Below are 23,144 nucleotides of genomic sequence, written 5' to 3' on the forward strand. Positions count from 1 at the left end.
GAACGTGTCACGACTGCGGCAGGCCCGCTTCGCTCGACTGGTCGCGCGGGCACTCGCCGAGCTGCCCGCGGAGTTCCGCGATCGGATGCGCAACATCGAGATCGTCGTCGAGAACGAGCCGTCGCCCGAGCAGCTGCGCGGCGACGGCGAGCTCCTCGGTCTGTACGAGGGCGTGCCTCTGACGGACCGCGGCGCGATGGAGCCCTATCTGCCCGACCGCATCAGCATCTTCCGCGGCCCGATCGAACGGATCAGCGCCTCTCCGCGGCGCCAGGCGGAGATCGTTCGCGACACCGTGGTGCACGAGATCGCGCATCACTTCGGCATCAGCGACGAGCGTCTCGGGGAGCTGGGTCTTGGCGACGAGGACTGACGCCGACCCGGCGCACCGAGACTTCCTGCGCGAACGCTTCGGGTCCTCCGCGCGGATCACGGTGATGCGACCAGGTGAGTGGTCCGTCGTGTATTCGGTGCTGACCGCCGACGCGGAGCTGGTCGCGCGCTTCGGCGCCTACGACGAAGACTTCGAGAAAGACGCATACGCGGCGCGCTACGCGTCAGCGGCGCTACCGATACCACCGATCATCGACTGGGGGCCGGCGCTCGGAGGCTTCTACGCGATCGCCCCGCGGGTGCGCGGTGAGCACATCGACGGTCTCGACGAGAGGCGGATGAGGCGCGTTCTTCCTGCGTTGTTCGCCGCAATGGATGCGATGCGGGAGGTCGACCTGTCCGCGTCGTCGGGCTGCGGCGGATGGCGCGCGGACGGTCGCACGAGTCATCCGACTTGGCGCGCATGGTTGCTCGGCTTTCTCAACGAGCCGGCGACGCGGGGGGCAGCTGGGTGGCGGGAGCTTCTCCACGACGTACCGAAGGTCCTTGCGGCGTTCGAAGAGGGCTACGCACGACTGGTGCAGATGGTCGAGCATTGCCCCGAGGAGCGAGCCCTCTTCCACGACGACCTCATCAACCGCAACGTTCTGGTGGAGGGCGATCGCATCACCGCCGTGCTGGACTGGGGCAGCTCGAAGTACGGCGACTTTCTCTACGACATCGCGAACCTCGTCTTCTATCGACCGTGGTTCCCAGCGTGGGGGAACATCGATTTCGCCGCCGAGGCGCGCGCGCACTACGACGCGATCGGACTCGCGGTGCCCCAGTTCGCGGAGCGGCTCTCCTGCTACTGCCTGCGGATCGCTCTCGACGGTGTGGCCTACAGCGCGTTCCGCAAACGCTGGGATGAGGTCGAGCTACGAGCGCGGCGCGCGCTGGAGATCGCCCGCGGCTAGCAGCCGAACGTCGGACCCGACAGATGACACCCTTCGCCCTCGCGATGGACTTCATACAAGGTCCAGTCCTTCACGGTCTCGCCAGCGGCATCGCCCCACCACGTGAGCTGCTTCACCCACACCTCAAAGACCAGGCGATGCTCGTTGCCCGATCGATCCGTCGCGATCACGTGCATCCGAGCCAGGCCGGCATTCCCCGGGCCGTCCACGATCCCAGGCTCGCAGCAAGTTCGCCACCAATCGACGGACCGGATCGCGTACGTGCGCCCGACGCCGAGCGTCGCGAGCTCGCGCGTGAGATCCTCACGCCTCGCACGAAGTTCGGTGCTCATCAGGACATTGGCGGGGTACGGCACCCAAGCATCGAGCGCGGCCCCTTCGTAGCCGGAGCTCGTCGCCGCGAGATACGCGGCGACCCGACGCTCCGGCGTGTCGAGCGCCGGACGGATGACGAAAGCCCACGCGACGAGCGACGCGATCGCGATGCCGAAGGCGGCGACGGCGACGGGTCTGCGGATCACAGCAGCGCGCGGAACTTCTTCAGGGCTGCCTCGACGCCTTCGCGCGATTCGAAGACGGCGGAGCCAGCAACGACAACTGAAGCGCCGGCCTCGATCACGCGACGGACGTTGTCGAGCTTCACACCGCCGTCGACCTCGAGCTCGACCGGGAGTCGTCGCGTATCGATCTCCTTGCGCAGGCGCTGGAGCTTCCCGATCGCGCTCTCGATGAACTTCTGGCCGCCGAATCCAGGGTTCACGCTCATCACCAATGCGAGATCGACCTCGTTGAGATACGGCAGGATCGCCTGGACCGGCGTATCGGGGTTGAGCGTGATCCCGGCCTTCGCGCCGCGGGTGCGGATCCGAGAGAGCGTCGCCGACACCTCGCGCGCCGCCTCCACGTGGACCACCACGTACGCGGCGCCGGCATCGACGTAGCGGTCCACCCGGTCATCCGGCTGCTCGATCATGAGGTGGACATCCAGCGGCAGGCGGGTCGCACGGTGCAGGTCGGCCACCATCTTCGGCCCAAATGTGAGATTCGGGACGAAGTGACCGTCCATCACGTCGACGTGGACCCAGTCGGCCCCGCCTCGTTCGAGCGCGCCCACCGCCTCCGCGAGGCGGCCGAAGTCGGCGTTCAGGATGGACGGAGCAAATTTCGGTTCAGGAATGCTCGCTTCTCTCCTTGTTCCAGGCGCGGTGGGCTGGCATCATTCGAGGGGTCCCACCTCCGCCCGTTCAGGTTAGAGGGAGAGAACATGTACCGCCCCCAGAACCTCCGGATCCCAGGACCGACCGTCGTGCCGCAGAGCGTGCTCGCCGCGTCGGCCCGACCGATGATCAATCACCGCGGCCCCGAATTCGCCGCGTTGCTGGCCGCCCTCACGCGAGCGCTTCAGGACTTCCTGCGCACGCAGGGTGACGTGCTCACCCTCACCGCGTCGGGCTCCGGCGCGATGGAAGCCGCGGTCGCGAACACGCTGTCGCGCGGCGACCGGGCGCTCGTCTTCATCAACGGCGCGTTCGGCGAGCGCTTCTATTCGATCTGCAAGGCCTACGGCGTCGATGCCCGCCGTATCGACATCACGCTTGGCCGCGCGATCGACCCCGAGCTCGTTCGCGAAGAGCTCGCGAAGGAAAAGGGCAAGGACGGCGCGAAGGCCGTCATGCTCCAGCACAACGAGACCTCGACCGGTGTCCTCAATCCGCTGAAAGAGATCAGCGAGGTCGTCCGCGAGTCGGGCAAGCTCCTCATCGTCGACAGCATCTCCGGCGCCGGTGCGGCCGAGCTCGAGATCGACGAGTGGGGCATCGACGTGTGTGTCACCGGCTCGCAGAAGGCGTGGGGCGCGCCGCCCGGCGTGTCGATCGTCACGATGAGCGAGCGCGCGTGGAAGTTCTACGAGAAGTCCGATCTGCCGAAGGCCTACTTCGACCTCGCCGCGGCGAAGGCCGCGCTCGAGAAGGGCGCGACCCCGGCGACGCCGGCGGTCACCGTGTACATCGCGCTCCAGGAGGCACTCCGTCTCATGGCCGAGGAGGGCCTCGAGGCGATCCTCCGCCGCCACCAGAATCTCGCGCGCGCGACCCGTCGTGGACTGCAGGCACTGAACCTGACGTTGTTCGCCGACGAGGCGCACGCGTCACCCGCGGTCACCGCGTTCCGCCCGCCGACGCGCGTCGACGCGCGCAACCTCATCCGCGTGCTGCGCGACGACTACGACACGATCGTCGCGGGCGGCCAGGGAAAGCTCGAGGGCCAGCTCATCCGCGTCGGCCACCTCGGCTTCGTGACGCTGCAGGACATCCTCAACTTCTTCAGCGCCTTGGAGCTCGCGCTACGTGACTTCAACCAGCCGGTCGAGCCCGGTCAGGCGATCGCCGCGGCGCTCCGCGCCTACGCGGAGAGCGCGCCGCAGACGACGCGGCCCGGTACCAGGTCCGGCACGCGCGCGGACACCGTCGGCACCCGCCGATAGGCGCGTGGGGGCGCTAGACCTCTCCATCGCAAGGGGAGAACCCCCTGCGACCCCCCTCAGGAAACCCGTTGTGCATGTGGCCGATCCTCTCGCCGAGGACGGCCTCGTGCTGCTCCGCGAACGGTGCGAAGTACGCACGACGACCGGGCTCACCGAGGCCGACCTCGCATCGCGCCTCCAGGACGTCGACGCGCTCATCGTCCGCAGCGAGACGAAAGTGACGGCGAAGATCTTCGACGCGGCGCCGCGCCTGGCTGTGGTGGGCCGCGCCGGCGTCGGCGTAGACAACATCGACGTTCCCGCGGCGACCGCGCATGGCGTCTACGTCGTCAACGCGCCGCTCGGGAACATCGTGTCCGCGGCGGAGCACGCGATCGCCCTCGCGCTCACTCTCCTCCGGCGCGTCGCCGAGGCCGACCGAAGCGTGCGCGCCGGCGAATGGACGCGTTCGAAGTTCATCGGTCGCGAGCTGCGTGGCAAGACGCTGGGCCTTATCGGTATCGGACGCGTCGGCTCGGAGGTGGCACGCCGCGCCGCAGGCTTCCAGATGCGCGTGATCGCGCACGATCCGTTCGCGACCGAGGCCATCGCGCGCGCCGCTGGCGCGCAGCTCGTCGAGCTTGACGAGCTCCTCCGCAGCGCAGATGTCATCTCGCTGCACACGCCGCTCACAGAGAAGACGCGCAACCTGATCAATGCCGACGCCCTCGCGAAGATGAAGCCGACGACGGTGATCGTGAACTGCGCCCGTGGTGAGGTCGTCGATCTCGCGGCTGTCGCGGCCGCGCTCGACAAGGGCACGATCGCGGGCGCTGCGCTCGACGTCTTCCCGAACGAACCGTTGCCGGCCGACTCCCCCATCCGCGGCTCGCGGAACACCGTCCTGACCCCACACATCGCCGGCTCCACGGCCGAGGCGCAGGTCAACGTCGCCGTGGATGTCGTGCAGCAGATCCTTGACGTGCTCGACGGGCGTCCCGCGCGCAACGCGGTGAATGCGCCTCGGCCGCCAGCGGATGAAGCGGGCGGCAGCGCGTGGCTACGCCTTGGCGAGCGCGTCGGCACGCTGGTGGCACAGCTGCTTGACGAGCGCCCGGCGAAACTGCAGATCGCGTACGCCGGCAAGCTGCTCGAGATCGACGCCGAGCCGCTGCGCGCCGCAGTGGTGAAGGGACTGCTCGAGACGTTCAGCGCCGAGCGCGTGAACCTCGTGAACGCCCTTGCGATCGCGCGGTCGCGCGGCCTCGTGATCGAGGAGCGTCGCGAGACCGAGGCCGCGCGGTACAGCGCGCTCCTCACCGTTCGCGTCGGCAACACCGAGGTGGCGGGGACGCTCGTGCAGGGCGAGCCGCGCATCGTGCTCATCGACGGGTTCTGGGTCGACGTGCCGGTCGAGGGCTACCTGCTGCTCACCAAGCACCAGGACAAGCCCGGCCTCGTCGGCCGCGTCGGGACGCTGCTCGGCGAGCACGACGTGAACATCTCGTCGATGCAGGTCGGACGACTTCACCCCCGCGGCGAGGCGCTCATGATCCTGACGCTCGACGATCCGGTGCCCGACGAGGTCCGCGCACGCATCGGCGCGTTCGCCGATGTCGATCGCGTGCGGACCGCCCGGCTGGGGGTCTCGGGCTAGCATCGCCAGCGGCTTGGACCAACGCCTCGAGCTGTCGATCGTCATGCCGTGCCTGAACGAAGCGGCAACGGTCGCCGACTGCGTGAAGCAGGCGCGTGACGCGCTCGCGAAGTACGGCATCAACGGCGAGGTGGTCGTCGCCGACAACGGCAGCACCGATGGATCGCGCGAACTGGCGACCGCGGCGGGCGCGCGCGTGGTGCCGGTCCCCGTCCGTGGCTATGGGAGCGCGCTGCTCGCGGGGATCGCCTCGGCCCAGGGCGAGTATGTCGTCATGGGCGACGCGGACGGCTCGTACGACTTCATGGCTGTCGACACCTTCCTCGCGAAGCTGCGCGAGGGGTACGACCTCGTGATGGGCAACCGCTTCAAAGGTGGCGTCGCCGAGGGCGCGATGCCGTTCCTGCATCGCTGGCTCGGCAATCCGGTGCTCTCATTCCTCGGTCGCCTCTTCTTCAACAGCGACATCGGTGACTTCCACTCGGGACTCCGCGGCTTCCGGCGGTCGCCGATCCTCGCGCTCGACCTGCGCACGACGGGGATGGAGTTCGCCTCGGAGATGGTCGTGAAGGCGGCGGTTCAGGACCTGCGGATCACCGAGGTGCCCGTCACGCTCGGCCCGGACAAACGCGGCCGGCCGCCGCACCTGCGCACCTGGCGCGACGGGTGGCGCCACCTCCGGTTCCTCCTCCTCTACAGCCCGCGCTGGCTGTTCCTGTATCCGGGAGCGGCGCTCATGCTCGTCGGCGCGATCGTGGGCCTCTGGCTGCTGCCCGGCGAGCGCGCTCTCGGGTCGGTCCGCCTCGACATCCATACCCTCGTCTACGCCTCGGCGGCGGTCGTCCTCGGGTACCAGTCCGTGATCTTCGCGCTGTTCACGAAGACGTTCGCGATCAGCGAGGGCCTGCTTCCGGAAGACCCGCGCCTGACGCGGCTCTACCGCTACGTGACGCTCGAGACGGGGATCGTGGCGGGGATCGTCCTCGTGATCGCCGGCCTGGTGCTCGCGGTCACGGCGATCGGACTCTGGCAGACGCAGGGCTTCGGTCCGATCGTCGACGTGCCACGCACGCTGCGTGTCGTCATCGTGTCCTCGCTCGCCATCACGCTCGGCGTGCAGACCTTCTTCGCGAGCTTCTTCCTCTCGGTCCTGGGTCTGAGCCGCCGCTAGCGCGCGAGCGCGCGCAACCGCGGCAGCAGACGCGCCGCGCGCTCGACACCGGAGCGCAGGTCCCCGCCGCCCGCGAACGGAAAGAGCAGCAGCTCGGTGAAACCAGCTCGCACCGTGGTCTCGGCGATCGTCAGGATGGCATCCTCGTTGTCCGCGCGGAGTTGGCTCGAGCGGCGGATCGTCGTTGGGTCGCGGCCGACCTTCGCGCAGTGCTCGTCGAGGAGCTTCGTGAGCGCGACGGTGTCCTGCGGCGTGGGGGCGTTCGAGTTCCAAACATCGGCGTGCTTCGCGACGACGCGAAAGGGTGAGCTTCGGTCCCACGCCGCCGATCCAGATCGGGGGATACGGCTTCTGAATAGGCTTCGGCTCCGCGATCGCGGCGTCGAGCTGGTAGAAGCGACCTTGGAAGGTCGCACGCTCCTCGGTCCAGAGCGCCTTCAGAACGGAGCAGGCCTCGTCCATCATTCGGATGCGGTCCGCCGCGCTCGGGAACGGCATCCCGTACATCTTGAATTCGGGCTCGTTCCATGCGGCGCCGATGCCCATCTCGAGCCGCCCCGCCGACAGATGGTCGATGGTCACGGCGATCTTCGCGAGCAGACCCGGGTGACGATAGGGATTGCCGGTCACATTGAGACCGATCCGCGTGCGCTTGGTGTTCTCCGCGACGGCGCCGAGGATCGTCCACCCGTCGAAGATGAGCTTCGTCGGGTCATTCCCGAGGGCGATGAGGTGGTCGAACGGCCAGATGTGGTCGAAGCCCGCCTGGTCCGCGATGCGCCACGCCTCGCGCTGCGCATCGATGGGGTGGACCTGCTGCGAAAGCTTCAGGCCGATGCGAAGTGGATGCGCCACCACACGGAGGCTAGCGTGACTACGATGCGAGCGTGCGCGCCGATGCCGACCGCTGGCTCCGTTCGTTGCCAAAGGAGCTCGCCCCGCATCGCGAGGTACTGCTCGGGCTGATGCGTGAGGCCGAGCGCGACCCTGGGATCCGCGTTCTCGTCGTCGGCTGCAGCATCGGCCGCGGCGCGGCCGACGAGCTCTCCGACGTCGACGCGATGTACGCGGTCGTCGACACCGCCTGGAACGACGCGCTCCGTGACAGCGCGGGCGTCGTGCGCCGCGTCGGGGACGTGATCGACATGCATCAGCAGATCATCGATCCGGCGAACCGCGAGCTGCCGCCTTACCAGCACACCTTCGCGCAGTACGCGAGCGGTGTTCAGCTCGACCTCGTCGTCGCGCTCGCGCGGGAGCGACAGGCTCCGCGGCCGGACTGGATCGTCCTCTACGACCCGGACGGGCGGATCGTCGGCGAGGCGAAGTCGAACCCCGCCACAGAGGAACAGGTCCGTCAGTGGATGCACATCGCGCTCGTGCATCTCAGCGCGTGCGCGAAACACCTCACGCGTGGCTCCCTCTGGGAAGCGAACGCGCAGCTCGACGCCGCGCGCGCCGAGCTCTGGCGACTTTGGGCGGTGGCCGAGCGCATCGCCGATCCGCAGTACGGACTCACGGCGGTGCTCGACGCGCCCGACGCTCCCATGCCGGAGAACGTCGAGGCCACTGTCGCGGGTCTCGACCGCCGAGCGTTGCGGTCCGCCGCGATGAGCTGCGGTGAGCTACTCGTGTGGACCTGGCCGCGGGCGATCAGTACGGTGGCGACCGCCGACCTCGCGATGCCCCCACTCGCCGAGTGGGTGCTCAAGCAGCTGAGGGAAGTGGCGACCTAGTACAGTCGTCGTCCCAATGGAAGCAGCGCGTTTCGAACGCAACGTCCGCACGGAGTCGAGCGAGATCTTCACGATCTACGGCGGCGCGCGCCGCATCGGTCGTGTCGACATCCATTACGGCCGCTTCGAGGTGCACGGCACCCTGCTTCTGGAGGTCGATCTCACCGACGACGAGCTACAGCAGCTCATCGATCAGCTCGACGAGGAGCTCGTGCAGACGCACGACCCGGAGCGCGAGGATTTCCTCGTGACCGTGTTCAAGTCGGAGGAGCTGGGCTTCTATTCGGACGAGTTCGAGTCAGACGACGACGAGGACGAGGAACCCTAGGCAGCCGTCCCGTACGCGTCCCGGAGTCCGGCTTCGAGCGGACGCGACGAGTAGCCGAGCTCGCTCTTTGCGCGCGCATCGCTTGCCCAGAAGGTCACCCCTTTCGAGCTTGTCACCACCTCGCGCAGACCCGGCCGCACGAGCGCGCCGAGTTGGAGCAGGACGTAGGGCAAGCGCAGGCGCGGGAGGTCGCGGCCGCCAATGCGCGCAAGGACGGCGAACGCATCCGCGACCCGGGCGATCTCGCCGCCCAGGACGTAGCTCTGTCCGATCTGTCCGCGGTCAAGGACGAGCACGATGCCGCGCGCGACGTCCTCGACATGCACGAAGTTGAGGCCCGTGTCGGCGAACGGCACGAATGGCAGCCTGCCGCGGACGAAATCGCGCATCAGACCGCCCATGCCGGACGTGTCGCCGGGACCGTACACACCGCCGGGCTGCGCGATCGAGATCGGGAGGCCGCGCCCGGCGAACTGCAGCGCGATCTCGTGCGCCTGGACCTTCGTCTCCTCGTAATAGGACGTGTACGGACCCGTGCGCGCGTACGTCTCGTCGACGACCTGCCCTTGCGTGTTCCCGAACACCGCGACCGTCGAGATGTACGCCACGCGACGGACGCCCGCGTCGAGGGCCGCCTCGAGCACGTGCTCGGTACCGGTCACGTTCGCGGCGAACATGGCGGCTCGGCGCGACGGCGGGATGCCGACCTCGTACATCGCTGCGCCGTGCACGACGGCGTCGACGCCCTCCATCCCGCGGTGCAGCGCGCCGCCATCGGAGAGATCGCCGGTGAACAGGTCAACGCCGGCGCGCGCGAGCGTCTGCGCACGCGACGCGTCGCGGACGAGAGCGCGCACCTCGTCGCCGCGAGCGAGCAGCTGCAACGTGACCGTGCCGGTGACGAAGCCCGTGGCGCCGGTGACGAAGACCTTCACTCGGCGACGCGCGCGGTCTTCGCGTCCGCGAGACGGCGCAGATCTGCAACGAAGATCTCGAAGACGGCGTCCGGCAATCCCGCCGCGGCCCAGACCTTCTCGAAGCGGGACATGTCTTCGTCGATCACGGTCTCGCACGGCGTCTCGTGCGCGAACGGCGGGACGCCGCCGATGGCGTAGCCGGTGTAGCGCTTCGCCTCATCCGCAGTCGTGCGCCGCACGCCGCTCGCGCCGAGGACCTCCCGCAGCCGCTCCTCGCTCACACGGCGGTCACCGCAACAGAGCACGACGATCGCGCGACCATCGGCGACGAACACAAGCGACTTCACGATCTCCCCGACGCTGACCCCGATCTCGCGCGCCGCATCTTGCGCGGTGCGCGTGCTCGCGGGAAACCGACGTATCTCGATAGGCACGCCGCGCTCGGCCGCGTAAGCGCGCACGCGCGCGACATTTGGATGCTCAGCGACGGTCACGCGCTCAAGTGTGGCGCCAAGTCATTAGTCAGCGGAGCGAGTCGGTACGGCGGCTGGCGTTCGCTCCCCTCGAGCGAGCATCTGCGCCCAGCCGGCCCGAAGGGGCGCGCGAGTTGCATGGCGGGCCGGCGTAGCCGGCTGCGAGCGAGAGGAGCGGACGCCAGCTGCGAGTACCGAGCGAGCGGCTACCGCCAAATATGAGCGATGCCCGAGACGAGGCGTGCGGGAAGCAGCCCGACGAGCGTGCGTGCGAGCCTGCGCCAGCCCGACACGGCGCGCTCGACATCTTCATCCGTCGCCCCAGCCGTCGTGTAGCGATCGTGCACGCGCGCCTCGGCGATGTCCTGGATCGGCGACTTCGCGTCAGGCACAGCTTCGCCGAGCATCGCCGCGTACTCGTACGTCGTCTGCGATGGATCCACGGCGAAGCCCGCATAGGAGGCCAGGAGACGCGCCTTGCCCCAGGCGGAGTCGACCGACGGTTGCCCGCGGAAGCGGAGCTCGAAGCGCGCGAACGCGAGCAGGAGCAGGAGCAGGAGCGCCCCCATGAGCGCGGCGACCGGACGCGGGTCGAAGTTCTGCACCGCCTGGACGACGCCGCTGCCGAAGCCCTGACCCTCGTCCGGGGCGTTGTCGGCAGCCTGCAGGTCGCGCTCGCCGCGGTCGATCGCGCTCGTTCCAGCGGGGTTGTCCTCGCCGCCGCCCGCCGAGCCGCCGCCGATCGCCTCGCTGTCGACGCGGAAGACCGGCGCCTGCGACGGCGTGGGCTCGAACTCGACCCACCCGTAGAGCGGGAAGTACACCTCGACCCACGCGTGCGCGTCGAGCTCTTTCACGAAGAACTTGCCGGTCGACGGGTCGAGCGTGCCGGCGGTGTAGCCCTCGACCACGCGCGCCGGTACGCCGAGCTCGCGCAGCATCACGACCATCGATGACGCGAAGTACTCGCAGAAGTCTTCCTTCAGGTCGAACAGGAAGAAGTCCACCGGGTCGCGCCCCGCGGGAGGTGCGCGGACCGTCGGCGCGTAGCGGTACGTCGTGCGCAGGAACGACTCGATGACCTCGGCCCTGTCGTACGGATCCGTCTGCTCGCCGGCGACCTTGTGCGCGAGGTCGCGCACGCGCTGCGGCAGCGTAGAGGGCAGCTGCAGGTACTTCTGTTTGATGTAGTCGGGGTAGATATTCGAGGCGCGGCGCAGCGCGGCCTTGTCAGCGACCGAGACGTACGACGTGACCGTGTAATTCTCGGAGGCCTGTCCGCTGCGAACGGCGCGGAGCGCGGACGAATAGGACTTGTCCGCACCGGTCTGGAACTGGTAGGGGATGTTGACTCTCACCGGCTCGTTCGCGGCGAACAGGAGGTTCTGCTGCGGCACGAGCATCTCGAACGTCGCCTCGAACTTCTCGCGTCCGAGCACGGTCGGGCTGAGCTTGTCGACCTTGTCCGTCTCCGTCGTGCGCCAACCGTTCCCGGTGTAGAAGTCGTATGCGATCGCTCGCCAGAAGCGGCCCTGTGGCGCGTCGACGGTCATGACGACGCGGTCCGCGAGGTTCGGCGATTGCCCCAGGCGGATCGCATCGGTGAAGGAAACGCCACGAAGGCGGCTCGGACCCGATACACCGGCGAAGAAACGCTGCCATTCGGCCTCGACCGAGCGATAAGGCGTTTCGAACACGCTGTACGCGCGGTTCAGCACCTCGGCCGCACCGACACGCGGCGTGACGAGCGCCATGATCACGAGGACCATCGTCCAGGTCATCCCACCGCGTAGCAGGCGCCAGTCCATCTCGCCGGACGGCACGATGTTGTTGCGCGTCCACCGCTCCTGCAGCAGGACGATGTGCAGTCGCACGAGCAGCACGAGCGCGGAGAGCGAGAAGACGACAAGATCGGCGATGAGGTTCGTCAGCGCCATCGAGACGTTGACGACGAGGCAGAAGCCCATGAAGAGGATCGCGTCCCACGGCCGCAGCGACCGCGACAGCGCGAAAGTGCCGACGTACGCCGCGGTCCAGACCGTCGAGCCAAGGAACAGGACGAATACCGTCGGGTCGGTCGCCGCCTCGCCCGCAAGCACCTGGGTGATCCAGTTGTTCACGCTCACCGCGAGGTGCACGACGCGTTCGCGGAACGCTCCTTCGTCCGAGGCGAACGCGGTCGAGAGCACGATCGCGATGGTCCCGACGATCCCGCCAACGATCATCGCGCGCCGCGTCGCCATCGTGCCGTTGCCGATGATGATCGCGAGCGCGATGCCGCTGAACACGAGCCAGGTGAAGTGCTCCTGCGTGACGACCCAGTCGGCCTGCTGCAGCGAGAGCGGGTAGACGCTCATCATGAGCAGGTAGATCGGCAGCGCGAACCAACCGCCGCGGAAGCGCAGCTTCCGCCAGGCGATCGGCGGGAACAGCGAGCGAACCGACCTGCGGAGCCACCGGCCCGCGGCGGCGAGTTGCAGCGAGAGCGCGCTCGGCGGCACCGTCGCGTTACGCAGCATTGCCGGCCGCCTCACGGAAGATGTCGGAGATCGATGCGCCCGGCGCGAGATACGTCGCGGTCACGCCGGCGATCGCGAGCTCGCCGAGGAGCGCGTGCCGGCGCGCGCGGTCGCGCTCGTCGGTGGGCACGGACGGACCCACGATCACGGCCTGCGTCGCGATCGCGGCCTCGCGCAGCGTGCTGGCGGGGCGGACCCAGCCGCGGTCGAGCGACGGCGTGATGAGAACGCACGCCGAGCCGCGACGAAGGCGCGGCAGCGTTTCCACCAGCGTCTCGGCGATCGAGCGCGAGCCGCCGGCGTTGATCTCGGCGAGGTACTGCATGAGCTTCCCGTACTGCTTCGTGCCGCGGTCCGGCTGAAGGACCTCGGCCCGCGAGCCGCTCGTGATCATCCCGACGTTGCGGTGCTCGCGGAGCGCCTTCGAGACGATCGAGGCCGCGACGGTGACCGCACGCTCCTCGGTCGAGTCCTCGCCGTCCCCACGGTGCCAGTGGCGCTCGAGGTCGACGTAGATCCAGAGGTCGGCGGTCTTGTCGAGCTCGAACTCTTTCACCTGCAGGCCGCGGTGACGCACTGACGACGGCCAGTGGATGCGGTTCATCGCGTCGCCAGGGCGGTACTGCCGGATGCCCATGACCATCGAGGTCGACTGGAGCGAGCGTTGTCCGGTGAGCACGCCGCCCTCGAGGACCGAGCCGGGTAGCTGCCAGTGCGGGAGCGGCATCACACGCGGATACACCAGAAGCAGCGCTTCGGTTGCGACGCGCGCTTCCTTGGGGAAGAGACCGAACGGATCGCCGCTGCGCAGCACGATCGGGCCGAGCTTGTAACGGCCGCGGCGGATCGCTTTCGCCAGGACCTTCCACTTGCGCGTCTTGCCCTTGCCGCCGATCGAGAGGACGCGACCGGGCAGCGGCTCCGGCCAGTTGGACTCCTCGGAGATCTCGAGCCACAGCTTGCCGAACGAGCTGTCGTTGCGGAGCTCGTACACCAGCTCGATCGTGTCGCCGAGGTGCGCGTAGGACTGCGAGAGCGCGCGCTTGATCGAGAGACCGTCCAGCGTCAGCCGTGCCTGCACCCACGCGATCACGGCGACGAAGAGCAGCAGGTAGGTCAGGTAACTGAGCAGCTCGAGCCCCGTCGACGCCGCGACGATGAAGAGCGCGATCCATACGACCGCGAAGTGCCAGGGCTTCACCTAGTGAGCCCGCATCACTTACTAGGCGCGCGCCGCGGTCTGCGAGAGCTCGACCGGAACGCTCGCCAACACCTCCGCGATGACCGTTGTTGCGGCGAGGTCCTTCAGGCGGGCCTGCGGCTGCAGGATCAGCCGGTGCGAGAGCGTTGGCCCGGCGAGCGCCTTCACGTCGTCGGGCAGAACGAAGTCCCGACCCTGGATGAGCGCGTAGGCCTGCGACGCGCGCGCGAGCGCGAGCGAACCACGCGGCGACGCGCCGAGATACACGTCGGGGTGTGAGCGCGTTGCGTTCACCACGCCGACCACGTAGGTCTTCACCTGCTCCGCGATGTGCACATCCTTCACTGCGCTCATGGCCTTCAGCAGCTCGTCCGCGCCCATGACCTGCTCGATCGTCTCGAGCGGATGGATGACGCGCTGCGCGTCGAGGATCGCGATCTCCTCGCGCTCCTTCGGATAGCCGAGCTGCAGGCGGATGAAGAAGCGGTCGAGCTGCGCCTCGGGAAGTGGGAAGGTTCCCTCGTACTCGATCGGGTTCTGGGTCGCCATGACGAGGAACGGATCGGGGAGCTGGTAGGTCACGCCGTCGACGGTGACCTGGTGCTCCTCCATCGCCTCGAGGAGCGCCGATTGCGTCTTCGGGGTCGCGCGGTTGATCTCGTCGGCGAGGACGATCTGCGTCATCACCGGACCCGGCCGGAACTCGAACTGATTGGTCCGCTGATTGAAGATCGAAACGCCGGTGACGTCGGAGGGCAGCAGGTCGGGCGTGAACTGGATGCGCTTGAAAGAGCAGCCGAGCGACCGCGCGATGGCCTTGGCGAGCATCGTCTTGCCGGTACCGGGAACGTCCTCAACCAGAATGTGGCCGCGGCAGACGAGGGCGACGAGCGCAAGCTCGACCTCGTGGTGCTTGCCGAAGATGACGCGCTCGACGTTGGCGACGACCGCGCCTATCCGCGTGGCGAGCCCGCTCTTGTCCATTGCCTCTCCCAGACCGGTTTGTCGCGGAATTCGAGCCATGCGGGCCCGTCTGAACATGCTAATTGCCGTACCGGTGTTACCCGAAAGAACGCTCCAGTGCGCTACTTGGTTCACACCAGGCCGAAACTTCGGCTATCTGCCCAGTGCAGCCGCCATGACCCGCCCGCCGAGCGGCGCGGCGTCCTCGCCGCCTCTGGGCGAGTTCTCGAGGAGGATCGCGACCGCGACCGTGGGCGCCTCGGCCGGGGCGAACCCCACGAACCAGCCGTGCGGCGCGCCGGACGGGTTCTCGGCGCTGCCGGTCTTCCCCGCCACGTGCACGCCGACGATCTTCGCCGCGAACGCGAACGCGCCGGGACCCTCGACCGCCCCGACCAGCATCGTCGTGAGCGCCCGCGCGGTCTCGCCCTTGATGACCTGGCCCGCCGGACCGGGTGCGATCACCCGGATCGCGTGTCCCTCGGCGTCGCGGACCTCGTTCACGTAATGCGGCGTCGGCATGACGCCGCCCATGCCGACGGTGGCGACGACGAGCGCCATCTGCAGCGGTGTCGTGAGAAGCTCCCCCTGCCCGTAGGCGGTGTCCGCGATGAGCGTCGGACGGTCCAGCGCTCCGGTCCTTGAGATCTGGCCCCTGGCGGCGGTGACGTCACAGCGTGACGGGGCGCCGATGCCGAAGCGCTGCGCGTACTCCGCGAGCTTGGCTCCCCCGATCTGCAGCCCGATCTTGGCGAAGTAGATGTTCTCGGACAGCCGATACCCGTCGGCCATCGTGTAATCGCCGTGCGCGCGTGAGGAGGAACGCACGAAGTACGTGCCCCACGACCTATCGGCCTGCCACGGATCGTCCACGCGGACCTTCGCGTTCGGATCCACGTCGCTCTCGATCGCCGCGGCGCCGGTGATGATCTTGAACGTCGACCCCGGCGGATACAGACCCTGTGTCACGCGATTGATGAGCGGCTTGTCCGGATCCGCATTCACCTGTTTCCATGCGGCGTCCTCGGTCAGCGGATCGGAGATCAGACTCGGGTCGTACTGCGGATAGCTGGCCGACGCGAGGATCGAGCCATTGCGCGGATCGATCGCGACGATGGCGCCGCGCCGGTTGCCCAGCGCCGCCACAGCAGCCTGCTGGACCTTCGGGTCGATGCCGAGCACGATCGACCCGGGCGGCACGCGCTCGCGCAGGTAGCGCGCGCGCCACTGTGACAGCGGATCCGCCGGATCCTGGCCGATCAGCGATTCGGAGTACGCGGCCTCGACCCCGGACGCGCCGAACTGGAACGACGCGTACCCGGTGACGTGCGCGAGCGTCTTGTCCTTGTAGACGCGCTTGTATCCGTTATTCGTCTGGACGCTCTCGGCAAGCGGTTTCCCCGCCGCGTCGGTGATGATCCCGCGCGGCCGGTCACGTATCGCGGCGACAAGCCGGGGGTTGTATGGGTCCGTCGCGAGCTCCTCACCGGACGCGAGCGTCCAATATCCGACGCCGAGCGAGGTCACAAGGAACGCCAGCGCGATGGTGAGCGTGAGCCCGCGGATGTTGGCGGCGATCGAGCTCGTCAAGGCGTGCCCCGCACACGTGCGGTGAGGTCGCTCACGCGTATGAGGAGCGCGACGAGCATCCAGTTCGTGACGAGCGACGAGCCTCCATACGCGACGAAGGGCAGCGTGATGCCGGTGAGCGGGATGAGCCGCGCGTTGCCGCCGACGATGACCAGCGTCTGGACGGCCACGATGAAAGAAAGACCCGCGGCGAGGAGCTGCAGGAACGGCGTCGGCGCGCGAAGCGCGATGAGCATGCCGCGGTACACGAAGAGGAGGTAGAGCGCAAGCAGGGCGAGCGCGCCGGCGAAGCCGGCCTCTTCCGCGAACGCGTCGAAGACGAAGTCGCTCCACACGACCGGTATGCGATCCGGCATGCCGTTCCCGAGCCCGGCGCCGAAGAGCCCGCCGTTCGCGAGCGCGAAGAGGCCCTGCACGAGCTGATATCCGGAATCGAATCGCACGTCCTCGGCGAAGGGATGCAGCCACACGTCGACGCGGGCCGCGACGTGGCCGAACACGTGGTATGCGACGAAACCTCCGACGAGCAGCAGCAGGATGCCGATGAGCGTGTAGAAGGCCTCGCCGGTCGCGAGATAGAGCATCGCGAGGAAGATCCCGAGGAACAGCAGCGTGGCCCCGAGGTCACGCTCGAAGACCATCACGACCATCGCGATCGCCCACATCGCGACGATCGGACCGAAGTACGGGAGCGGCGGCACCGGGATCGGACCGAACCGCCGCTGCGTTTGCGAGAGGACCTCCCTGAACTCCTCGAGATAGGCGGCGAAGAAGATCACGAGAAGGATCTTGACCGCCTCCCACGGCTCGAACGTCACGGTGCCCAGACCGATCCAGATCCGCGCGCCGTTCACCTCGCGCCCGATGACCGGCAGGAGCGGCGACAGGAGGAGCAGGACGCCGAGCAGGGCCCAGGTCCACTTGAAGCGCGACAGCGCGGTGAGGTCGCGCGGGATGAGGATCGTCGCCGCGAACGCGCCCGCCGCGATCAGGGTCCACGAGAGCTGCTGGACGAGCAGGTTCGAGGCGAGCCGCTGTACGAGTACGAGGCCGATGGCGGTGAGCGCGGCGGCGATGGGGAGGAGCAGCTGGTCGCCACGGATGCCGCGCGCGGCGAGGAACAGGTGGAGCACGAACGCGATCACGACGAAGGTCACCGGGATGACGAGCTGCTGCGGCCGGAAGCCGGCGACCTCCGCCGCAGCGACCGCGACCGATCCGGTGATGCCCATCGCGGCGACCCAGAAGAGGAGACCGAGCTCGGGCCTGCGGCGAGTGACCGCGATCATCCCGAGCCCTTCTCCAATCGGAGTGCGATGCGCCCGATGGCGAGCTCGTCACCGAACTGCAGCCGCTCCGCGCGCTCGATGCGCGTTCCATTGACGACGGTGCCGTTGGTGCTTCCGAGGTCCTCGATCCACCACTCGCCGTCGCGGAGCTCGAGCACGGCATGGCGCGCCGACGCCGCCTCGTCGGAGAGGGGAACGTCGTTGCCCGCGTCACGGCCGATCGAGGTGGACGCTCGAAGCGAGAAGCGCTCCCCCACCCGCGGGGCGTGACCCGCGTTGCGCTCGACGATGAGCACGCCGAGGGCGCGCGTCGCGCCGTCGACCGCGCGCTCCGCTACGAGGGCGCGGTGCAGCACGCCGAACGCGCGCAACAGGAAGAGATAGAGGAGCAGCAGGAAGGCGATGCGCACACCCCACAGCAGTAGGGCGAACGTGATCTCCATCTATTCCGCCGAATGGAAGATGAGATCGAGCCCCGCGACGGAGATCCGATCGCCGTCGTTGAGCACGACCTCGGCGACGCGGCGGCCGTTCACGTACGTCCCGTTCGTGCTCTGCAGGTCGTACAGGGTGTACCGACCGAGGCGGAGTCGGATCTCGGCGTGCTTGCGCGACACGCGCGTGTCGTCGAGGACGACGTCGTTCTGCTGATCGCGGCCGATCAGCAGAGGCTCGGGCCCGAGCTGGACCGACGAACGCTCGCCATCCTTCAGCTCGATGCTGGCCTTCGGCGCGCGCGGCTTCTCGCGAAGGAGCTTCTCGCGGTCGAGGACCATCGTGTGACCCGACTCGACGGCGCCGAGAGACTTGGGGTCGGCCTCGACCTCGTCACCCGATGCGTCGACGAGCGCACACGACACGCGGATGTCACCGGGCGCGACGTCGTCGTCGCGCTCGATCTCCACCGACGGGAAGTCGAGCAGCGTGAAGTTGCGCTCGCGCGACGCCGACAGCACCGCCTCGGCCAGATCGCGCTCGAGGCTGCGGCGGTACTGCTCGAACTGGGCGAAGTCGGTCGCCGACAGCGACACGACGTACGAGTTCGGGACGAAGGTCTTGGAGAGCGAAATGGTCTGGTGCGCCTCCATCGCGCGGATGAGGCGCTTGGCGATCTGGACGGGCTGGAGCTTCGCGCCGAAGATGCGCGCGCTCCATCCCTCGATCATCCGGCTCACAAAGGATTCAAGCCGTTCCATGCTCAGCCCTCTTCAGCTTTATCACTTCCGCACCGACGAGGATGATCACGGCGGTCACGTAGATCCAGGTGAGCATGACCGCGGCGAAGGCGATCGGTCCGTACACAGTGAAGATACCGAGACTGCGCGCGACGGAACCGAACGCGATCTTCGCAAGCTCCCACAGCATGGCGGATACCAGCGCGGCCATGCGCGCCGTGCCCGCTCGCACCCGCACGCGCGGGATGTATTGGTAGACGAGATAGAAGGGGATGTAGCCAACGACAAAGCCCAGGAGTGGCGAGAGCGGACTCGCGACAAGGGAGATCACCAATGAGATGACGCCGAGGACGACGAGCGCGCCGGCGAACGCAAAGGCGTCAACGTGACCCCGGACGAACCCGCGCTTGCGACCTGTACCGAGGACGGCGGCCAGCGCCTTGTCGATCGACCCGTGGATCGCGCCGGTGGCGAGGATCGTGCCGATGACACCGACGCTGAGCGAGACGCCGCGTCCCTCGACAAGCTGGCGCACGATCCGCGTCTCCTGCGCCGTGGCCGACGGATAGATGTCACGTAGCAGCTGCCCCAGCTCCGCCTGCGCGCGATCCGATCCGTAGACGAACCCAAGGACGCCGACGACGAGCGCGAGGAGCGGGATGGTCGCGAAGAACAGCTGGAAGGCGACCGCGCCGGCGAAGAAGGTGCACTCGTCGTCTCCGAAGGACGTGGCGACGGCGCGCACGTCGCGGACGAGAGCCCTGAGCGAGGTCAGGATGCGGCGTCGCTCTTCGGCGCCGACTTGTCCGGCGCCTTTGTCTCGGACTTCGTGTCGTTCTTCGTCTCGCTCTTGGTCTCTGTCTTGGTATCGGTCTTGGCGTCCGTTTTCTTGTCGCTCTTCTTGTCGGTCGTCGAGGCGGTGGTGTCCGAGCTCTTGTCAGTCCCCCGGCTGTCGGTCTTGTACCAGCCCGAGCCTTTGAAGACGATCGCCGGAGTGGAAATCAGGCGCCGCGGCTTCTTGCCGCAATTGGGGCACTTCTCGAGTGCCTCGTGGCTGAACGACTGGACCGCCGAGAACACGTGGCCGCAGTGATCGCACCGGTAGTCGTATATCGGCATCGCTCGATATCATCGCCGAAGGTGTCGGGAGGGGCCATCGCCATCACCGAGCGCGCGGCGTCCCGCCGCCGTCGTGACCTCATCGAAAACTGGCAGGCTTACCTCTTCCTCATTCCGGCCATCGCCTTCCTCGGCCTGTTCAAGATCCTCCCAGCCTTCTACGCGATCTATATCTCGTTCTTCCGCTGGGATGTGATCCAAGGAGCGTTCCGCGGCCTGGACAACTACTTCGACATCCTCTGGCAGAACTCGACGCGCTCACAGGCGTTCTGGCAATCGCTGTCCACGACGTTCACGTATGCGGCCATCACGGTCCCGATCGAGATGGGCCTCGCTCTCGTTGTCGCGTACGTGCTATTCCAGAAGCTCGCGGGCCGCGACATCTATCGCACGATCTACTACCTCCCATATGTGACCTCGACCGTCGCGGCCGCGTCCGTGTTCCTGTGGGTCTTCCATCCTCAGTACGGGATCGCGAATCAGCTGCTCGGTGTCTTCGGCATCAGCCCACTCAAGTGGTTCCAGGAACCCGACGGCGTCTTCCAGATGCTCGGCAACGCGGCGGGCCTGGCGGTGCCGGACTGGGCCGCGGGTCCGAGCCTCGCCCTCGTCGGCGTGGCGATCTTCTCGATCTGGCACTTCCTCGGCTTCCAGATCCTCATCTTCCTCGGCGGACTCGGGAACATCCCGGTCGAGTACTACGAGGCGGCCAAGCTCGACGGTGCGAATCAGTTCCAGCTCTTCCGGAGGATCACCCTTCCGCTCCTGTCGCCGCAGATCTTCTTCGTCTTCACCATCGCGAGCATCGGCGTGCTCCGCGCCTTCAACGAGATCTTCGTGCTGACGAACGGTGGACCGCTCGATACGACCCGAACGGTCACGCTCCTCCTCTTCAAGACGTTCTTTCAGCAGGGCCAGATCGGCCTCGGCTCGGCGATGGGCGTGTTACTGACGCTCATCATCCTGGGCTTCACGCTCATCCAGTTCCGCGTGCTCGAGCGGCGGGTCACCTATACATGAACACGCCACAGGTGCTGCCGCGCGTGATCACGCGACCGATGCGCCCGCGTGTGCCGGCGATCACCTCGACCCTGTTCAAGCACCTGCTGCTCATCCTGGCCGGCATTTTCGTGGCGTACCCCTTCTACTTCATGGTGACGTCGGCGTTCAAGGAGTTCTTCGAGGCGACGGCGGTGCCGCCCACGCTCTTCCCGACATCGTGGCACCCGGAGAACTACGCCGAGGTGTGGTCGAAGCAGCCGTGGGGCCGCTTCTTCGCGAACACCTTCTTCATCGCTGGCGCGAGCGTCGCCGGGGAGATCGTCATCGCGGTCCTCGCCGCGTACGCCTTCGCGCAGATGAACTTCCGCGGCAAGAACGTGCTCTTCGCGCTGTTCCTCGCGACCTACATGATGCCGGGCGAAGCGACGCTCATACCGAACTTCGTGATGATGAGCAAAGCGCCACCCGGCGTGAACCCGCTCTTCCCGATCCCGCGCCTCAACCTCTACGACACCTACGCCGCACAGATCCTTCCCTTCCTCGCGAGCGCGTTCTCGGTGTTCCTCCTACGCCAACAGTTCCTCGCGATACCGAAGGAGCTGCGCGACGCGGCGGTCATCGACGGCGCCGGTCACGCGCGCTTCCTGTGGTCGATCGTGCTCCCGATTTCGGTCCCGGCGCTCGTGACCGTGGCGATCCTCTCGTTCTATGCCTCCTGGAACTCGTTCCAGTGGCCATTCATCGTCACCTCGAGCGCGGCCGTCCGTCCGATCCAGGTCGCGCTCAACGCCTTCAGCGCCGAGGCGGGCTCCCATTACCATCTTCTGATGGCGGCGGCGTCGCTCGTCGTTGCACCGATCGTCCTGCTCTATCTGATCGGGCAGCGCTTCCTGGTGCAGGGGGTCGCACGGACGGGCATCCGCGGCTAGGGTTCACGCGTAACTCACAAGGGGAACACCCGGCGCTGCTCGAATGGTGGAGGAGGTAGGAACACACTCATGACCAGGATCCGGATCCCAGCTCTGCTTGCGACCCTGGCGCTCCTGATCGGTGCGTGCGGCGGCGGCCCCGTGGCGGCCCCAACGGCGGCTCCGACGACCGAGGCTGACATCGAGATCACCGGCCCGGTCTCCCTGACCCTGTGGCACGCCCTCACGAGCGACCCGCAAAAGGGCGCGCTCGAGGCGGCGGTCAAGAAGTTCAACGAAACGAACGGCAAGGGCATCACCATCACGCCGGTCGTGCAGGGGAACTACACGCAGCTGTACCAGAAGACGCTGGGCGCGATCCAGGCCGGCGCCCTGCCCGAGATCGTGCACGCATACGAGAGTCAGGTGGCCGACTACCAGAAGGCTGCCGTGGTCATCAACCTCGACCCCTATATGAAGAGCACGAAGAACGGACTCGACAAGGCAAGCCAGGACGACATCTACAAGCCGTATTTCGACACCAACCGCTTCCCTCAATACGACAACCAGCTGCTCTCATTCCCCTTCACGAAGTCGCTCTTCGTGATGTACACGAATGAGGACGTCCTCTCATCGTCCGGCGTCACGGGGACCCCGAAGACCTGGGCCGAGTTCGAGTCGGCGGTCCAGAAGGCGACGATCAAGGATTCATCCGGCAAGACGACGCGCTACGGCTGGGCCCAGCCGCTGGACGCTTCGAACTTCAACGCCTGGGTCATGTCGATGGGCGGCAACATCATGGCCGCCGACAACAAGACCGTCGCGTGGGATGGCAAGGAAGGTCTCGCCGTCCTCCAGATGATGGATCGCCTGTGGAAGGGCGGATACGCATACACCCCGACGGGCTTCGACTGGCAGAACGACTTCGCCGCGAGCAAGCTCGCGTTCACGATGGGCTCGACGTCCTCCCGGCCGTTCATCGCGGGTGCGATGAAGACCGCGGTGAAGTGGAACGTCGGCGTTCCGCCGCAGACCGATCCGGCGAAGCCACGCACCGTGATGTACGGCGCGAACGTCGCCGTGCTCAAGAGCACCCCGCAGAAGCAGCTCGCGAGCTGGCTCTTCGTGAAGTGGTTCAGCGAGCAGGCCCAGACCGCGGACTGGGGCACCAAGTCCTACTACATGCCGGTCCGCAAAGCCGCCGCGAACGACGAGGCGCTGAAGAGCTACTGGGGCTCGAAGGACCCGCAGGGCAAGCAGGCCTTCGACGTCATCGGGAGCTCGATCCCCGAGCCGAACGTCCGTGGCCAGCAGGAGATCCGCGACGTGATCTTCGACATGCT

Annotated in this window: 24 protein-coding genes; 10 read left to right on the forward strand and 14 right to left on the reverse strand. The window is 67.5% G+C overall.

Annotated elements, in window-relative coordinates; all coding sequences use genetic code 11:
- Positions 1–4 precede the first annotated feature (4 nt).
- The gene (locus VI056_00745) at positions 5–373 is read left to right on the forward strand and encodes a metallopeptidase family protein (protein ID HEY6201545.1); all 369 of its coding nucleotides are present in this window, start codon (positions 5–7) and stop codon (positions 371–373) included.
- On the forward strand, positions 357–1,289 hold the full coding sequence (locus VI056_00750; protein HEY6201546.1) for a phosphotransferase: 933 nt from the start codon (positions 357–359) through the stop codon (positions 1,287–1,289). The genes VI056_00745 and VI056_00750 overlap by 17 nt, the downstream gene beginning before the upstream one ends.
- On the opposite strand, the gene VI056_00755 is transcribed toward VI056_00750, so the two are convergent.
- Positions 1,286–1,810: a hypothetical protein gene (locus tag VI056_00755; protein HEY6201547.1), complete on the reverse strand. Its 525-nt coding sequence runs from the start codon at positions 1,808–1,810 to the stop codon at positions 1,286–1,288. The two genes, VI056_00750 and VI056_00755, sit on opposite strands and share 4 nt — an antisense overlap.
- Complete coding sequence (gene rpe / locus VI056_00760) at positions 1,807–2,466, reverse strand: ribulose-phosphate 3-epimerase (GenBank protein ID HEY6201548.1); 660 nt, start codon at positions 2,464–2,466, stop codon at positions 1,807–1,809. Before rpe ends, VI056_00755 begins: the two co-directional genes overlap by 4 nt.
- An 87-nt stretch (positions 2,467–2,553) precedes the next feature.
- On the opposite strand from rpe, the gene VI056_00765 reads away from it, so the two are divergent.
- The 3 genes from VI056_00765 (at position 2,554) to VI056_00775 (ending at position 6,581) form a co-directional block, all read left to right on the forward strand.
- Positions 2,554–3,774, forward strand: coding sequence for an alanine--glyoxylate aminotransferase family protein (locus VI056_00765; protein HEY6201549.1), 1,221 nt, complete (start codon positions 2,554–2,556; stop codon positions 3,772–3,774).
- A 76-nt stretch (positions 3,775–3,850) separates the two neighbouring features.
- The gene (gene serA, locus VI056_00770) at positions 3,851–5,410 is read left to right on the forward strand and encodes a phosphoglycerate dehydrogenase (GenBank protein HEY6201550.1); all 1,560 of its coding nucleotides are present in this window, start codon (positions 3,851–3,853) and stop codon (positions 5,408–5,410) included.
- 43 nt (positions 5,411–5,453) lie between these two features.
- On the forward strand, positions 5,454–6,581 hold the full coding sequence (locus VI056_00775; GenBank protein ID HEY6201551.1) for a glycosyltransferase family 2 protein: 1,128 nt from the start codon (positions 5,454–5,456) through the stop codon (positions 6,579–6,581).
- Here the strand turns inward: VI056_00775 and VI056_00780 are convergent.
- On the reverse strand, positions 6,578–6,997 hold the full coding sequence (locus VI056_00780; protein ID HEY6201552.1) for a hypothetical protein: 420 nt from the start codon (positions 6,995–6,997) through the stop codon (positions 6,578–6,580). The two genes, VI056_00775 and VI056_00780, sit on opposite strands and share 4 nt — an antisense overlap.
- Positions 6,998–7,468: 471 nt before the next feature.
- On the opposite strand from VI056_00780, the gene VI056_00785 reads away from it, so the two are divergent.
- Together VI056_00785 and VI056_00790 are read left to right on the forward strand one after the other, a co-directional pair.
- Positions 7,469–8,317 (forward strand): hypothetical protein, encoded by an 849-nt coding sequence (locus VI056_00785; GenBank protein ID HEY6201553.1) that lies wholly within the window; start codon positions 7,469–7,471, stop codon positions 8,315–8,317.
- A 16-nt stretch (positions 8,318–8,333) separates the two neighbouring features.
- A complete protein-coding gene (locus VI056_00790) occupies positions 8,334–8,645 on the forward strand; it encodes a hypothetical protein (GenBank protein HEY6201554.1) in 312 nt (103 codons plus the stop codon).
- Here VI056_00790 and VI056_00795 read toward each other — a convergent pair.
- The 11 genes from VI056_00795 to VI056_00845 all read right to left on the reverse strand — a co-directional run bounded on the left by VI056_00795 (position 8,642) and on the right by VI056_00845 (position 19,891).
- Positions 8,642–9,580, reverse strand: a complete 939-nt coding sequence (locus tag VI056_00795; GenBank protein HEY6201555.1) for an NAD-dependent epimerase/dehydratase family protein — start codon at positions 9,578–9,580, stop codon at positions 8,642–8,644. The two genes, VI056_00790 and VI056_00795, sit on opposite strands and share 4 nt — an antisense overlap.
- The gene (locus VI056_00800; protein ID HEY6201556.1) at positions 9,577–10,056 is read right to left on the reverse strand and encodes a YbaK/EbsC family protein; all 480 of its coding nucleotides are present in this window, start codon (positions 10,054–10,056) and stop codon (positions 9,577–9,579) included. The genes VI056_00795 and VI056_00800 overlap by 4 nt, the downstream gene beginning before the upstream one ends.
- Before the next feature lie 185 nt (positions 10,057–10,241).
- Positions 10,242–12,554, reverse strand: coding sequence for a transglutaminaseTgpA domain-containing protein (locus tag VI056_00805; GenBank protein ID HEY6201557.1), 2,313 nt, complete (start codon positions 12,552–12,554; stop codon positions 10,242–10,244).
- The gene (locus VI056_00810) at positions 12,544–13,755 is read right to left on the reverse strand and encodes a DUF58 domain-containing protein (GenBank protein HEY6201558.1); all 1,212 of its coding nucleotides are present in this window, start codon (positions 13,753–13,755) and stop codon (positions 12,544–12,546) included. Before VI056_00810 ends, VI056_00805 begins: the two co-directional genes overlap by 11 nt.
- 21 nt (positions 13,756–13,776) lie before the next feature.
- On the reverse strand, positions 13,777–14,739 hold the full coding sequence (locus tag VI056_00815) for a MoxR family ATPase (GenBank protein HEY6201559.1): 963 nt from the start codon (positions 14,737–14,739) through the stop codon (positions 13,777–13,779).
- 132 nt (positions 14,740–14,871) lie between these two features.
- Complete coding sequence (locus VI056_00820; protein ID HEY6201560.1) at positions 14,872–16,308, reverse strand: penicillin-binding transpeptidase domain-containing protein; 1,437 nt, start codon at positions 16,306–16,308, stop codon at positions 14,872–14,874.
- Positions 16,305–17,597, reverse strand: a complete 1,293-nt coding sequence (locus VI056_00825; protein ID HEY6201561.1) for an FtsW/RodA/SpoVE family cell cycle protein — start codon at positions 17,595–17,597, stop codon at positions 16,305–16,307. The genes VI056_00820 and VI056_00825 overlap by 4 nt, the downstream gene beginning before the upstream one ends.
- Positions 17,594–18,040: an FHA domain-containing protein gene (locus VI056_00830; GenBank protein HEY6201562.1), complete on the reverse strand. Its 447-nt coding sequence runs from the start codon at positions 18,038–18,040 to the stop codon at positions 17,594–17,596. Before VI056_00830 ends, VI056_00825 begins: the two co-directional genes overlap by 4 nt.
- Complete coding sequence (locus tag VI056_00835) at positions 18,041–18,793, reverse strand: DUF3662 and FHA domain-containing protein (protein HEY6201563.1); 753 nt, start codon at positions 18,791–18,793, stop codon at positions 18,041–18,043. It abuts the gene before it with no gap.
- The gene (locus tag VI056_00840) at positions 18,780–19,517 is read right to left on the reverse strand and encodes a YihY/virulence factor BrkB family protein (GenBank protein ID HEY6201564.1); all 738 of its coding nucleotides are present in this window, start codon (positions 19,515–19,517) and stop codon (positions 18,780–18,782) included. The genes VI056_00835 and VI056_00840 overlap by 14 nt, the downstream gene beginning before the upstream one ends.
- A 26-nt stretch (positions 19,518–19,543) precedes the next feature.
- Positions 19,544–19,891: an FmdB family zinc ribbon protein gene (locus tag VI056_00845; protein HEY6201565.1), complete on the reverse strand. Its 348-nt coding sequence runs from the start codon at positions 19,889–19,891 to the stop codon at positions 19,544–19,546.
- Positions 19,892–19,912: 21 nt separating this feature from the next.
- Here VI056_00845 and VI056_00850 point away from each other — a divergent pair, with 21 nt between their 5' ends.
- The 3 genes from VI056_00850 to VI056_00860 all read left to right on the forward strand — a co-directional run.
- Entirely contained in the window at positions 19,913–20,911 is a 999-nt protein-coding gene (locus tag VI056_00850) for a sugar ABC transporter permease (GenBank protein ID HEY6201566.1), read from the forward strand.
- Complete coding sequence (locus VI056_00855) at positions 20,908–21,822, forward strand: carbohydrate ABC transporter permease (GenBank protein HEY6201567.1); 915 nt, start codon at positions 20,908–20,910, stop codon at positions 21,820–21,822. Before VI056_00850 ends, VI056_00855 begins: the two co-directional genes overlap by 4 nt.
- 69 nt (positions 21,823–21,891) lie before the next feature.
- The coding region (locus tag VI056_00860) for an extracellular solute-binding protein (protein HEY6201568.1) at positions 21,892–23,144 on the forward strand (1,253 nt) is incomplete at its 3' end.

The sequence above is a fragment of the Candidatus Limnocylindria bacterium genome (genome assembly GCA_036523395.1).
GTDB lineage: Bacteria > Chloroflexota > Limnocylindria > P2-11E > P2-11E > CF-39.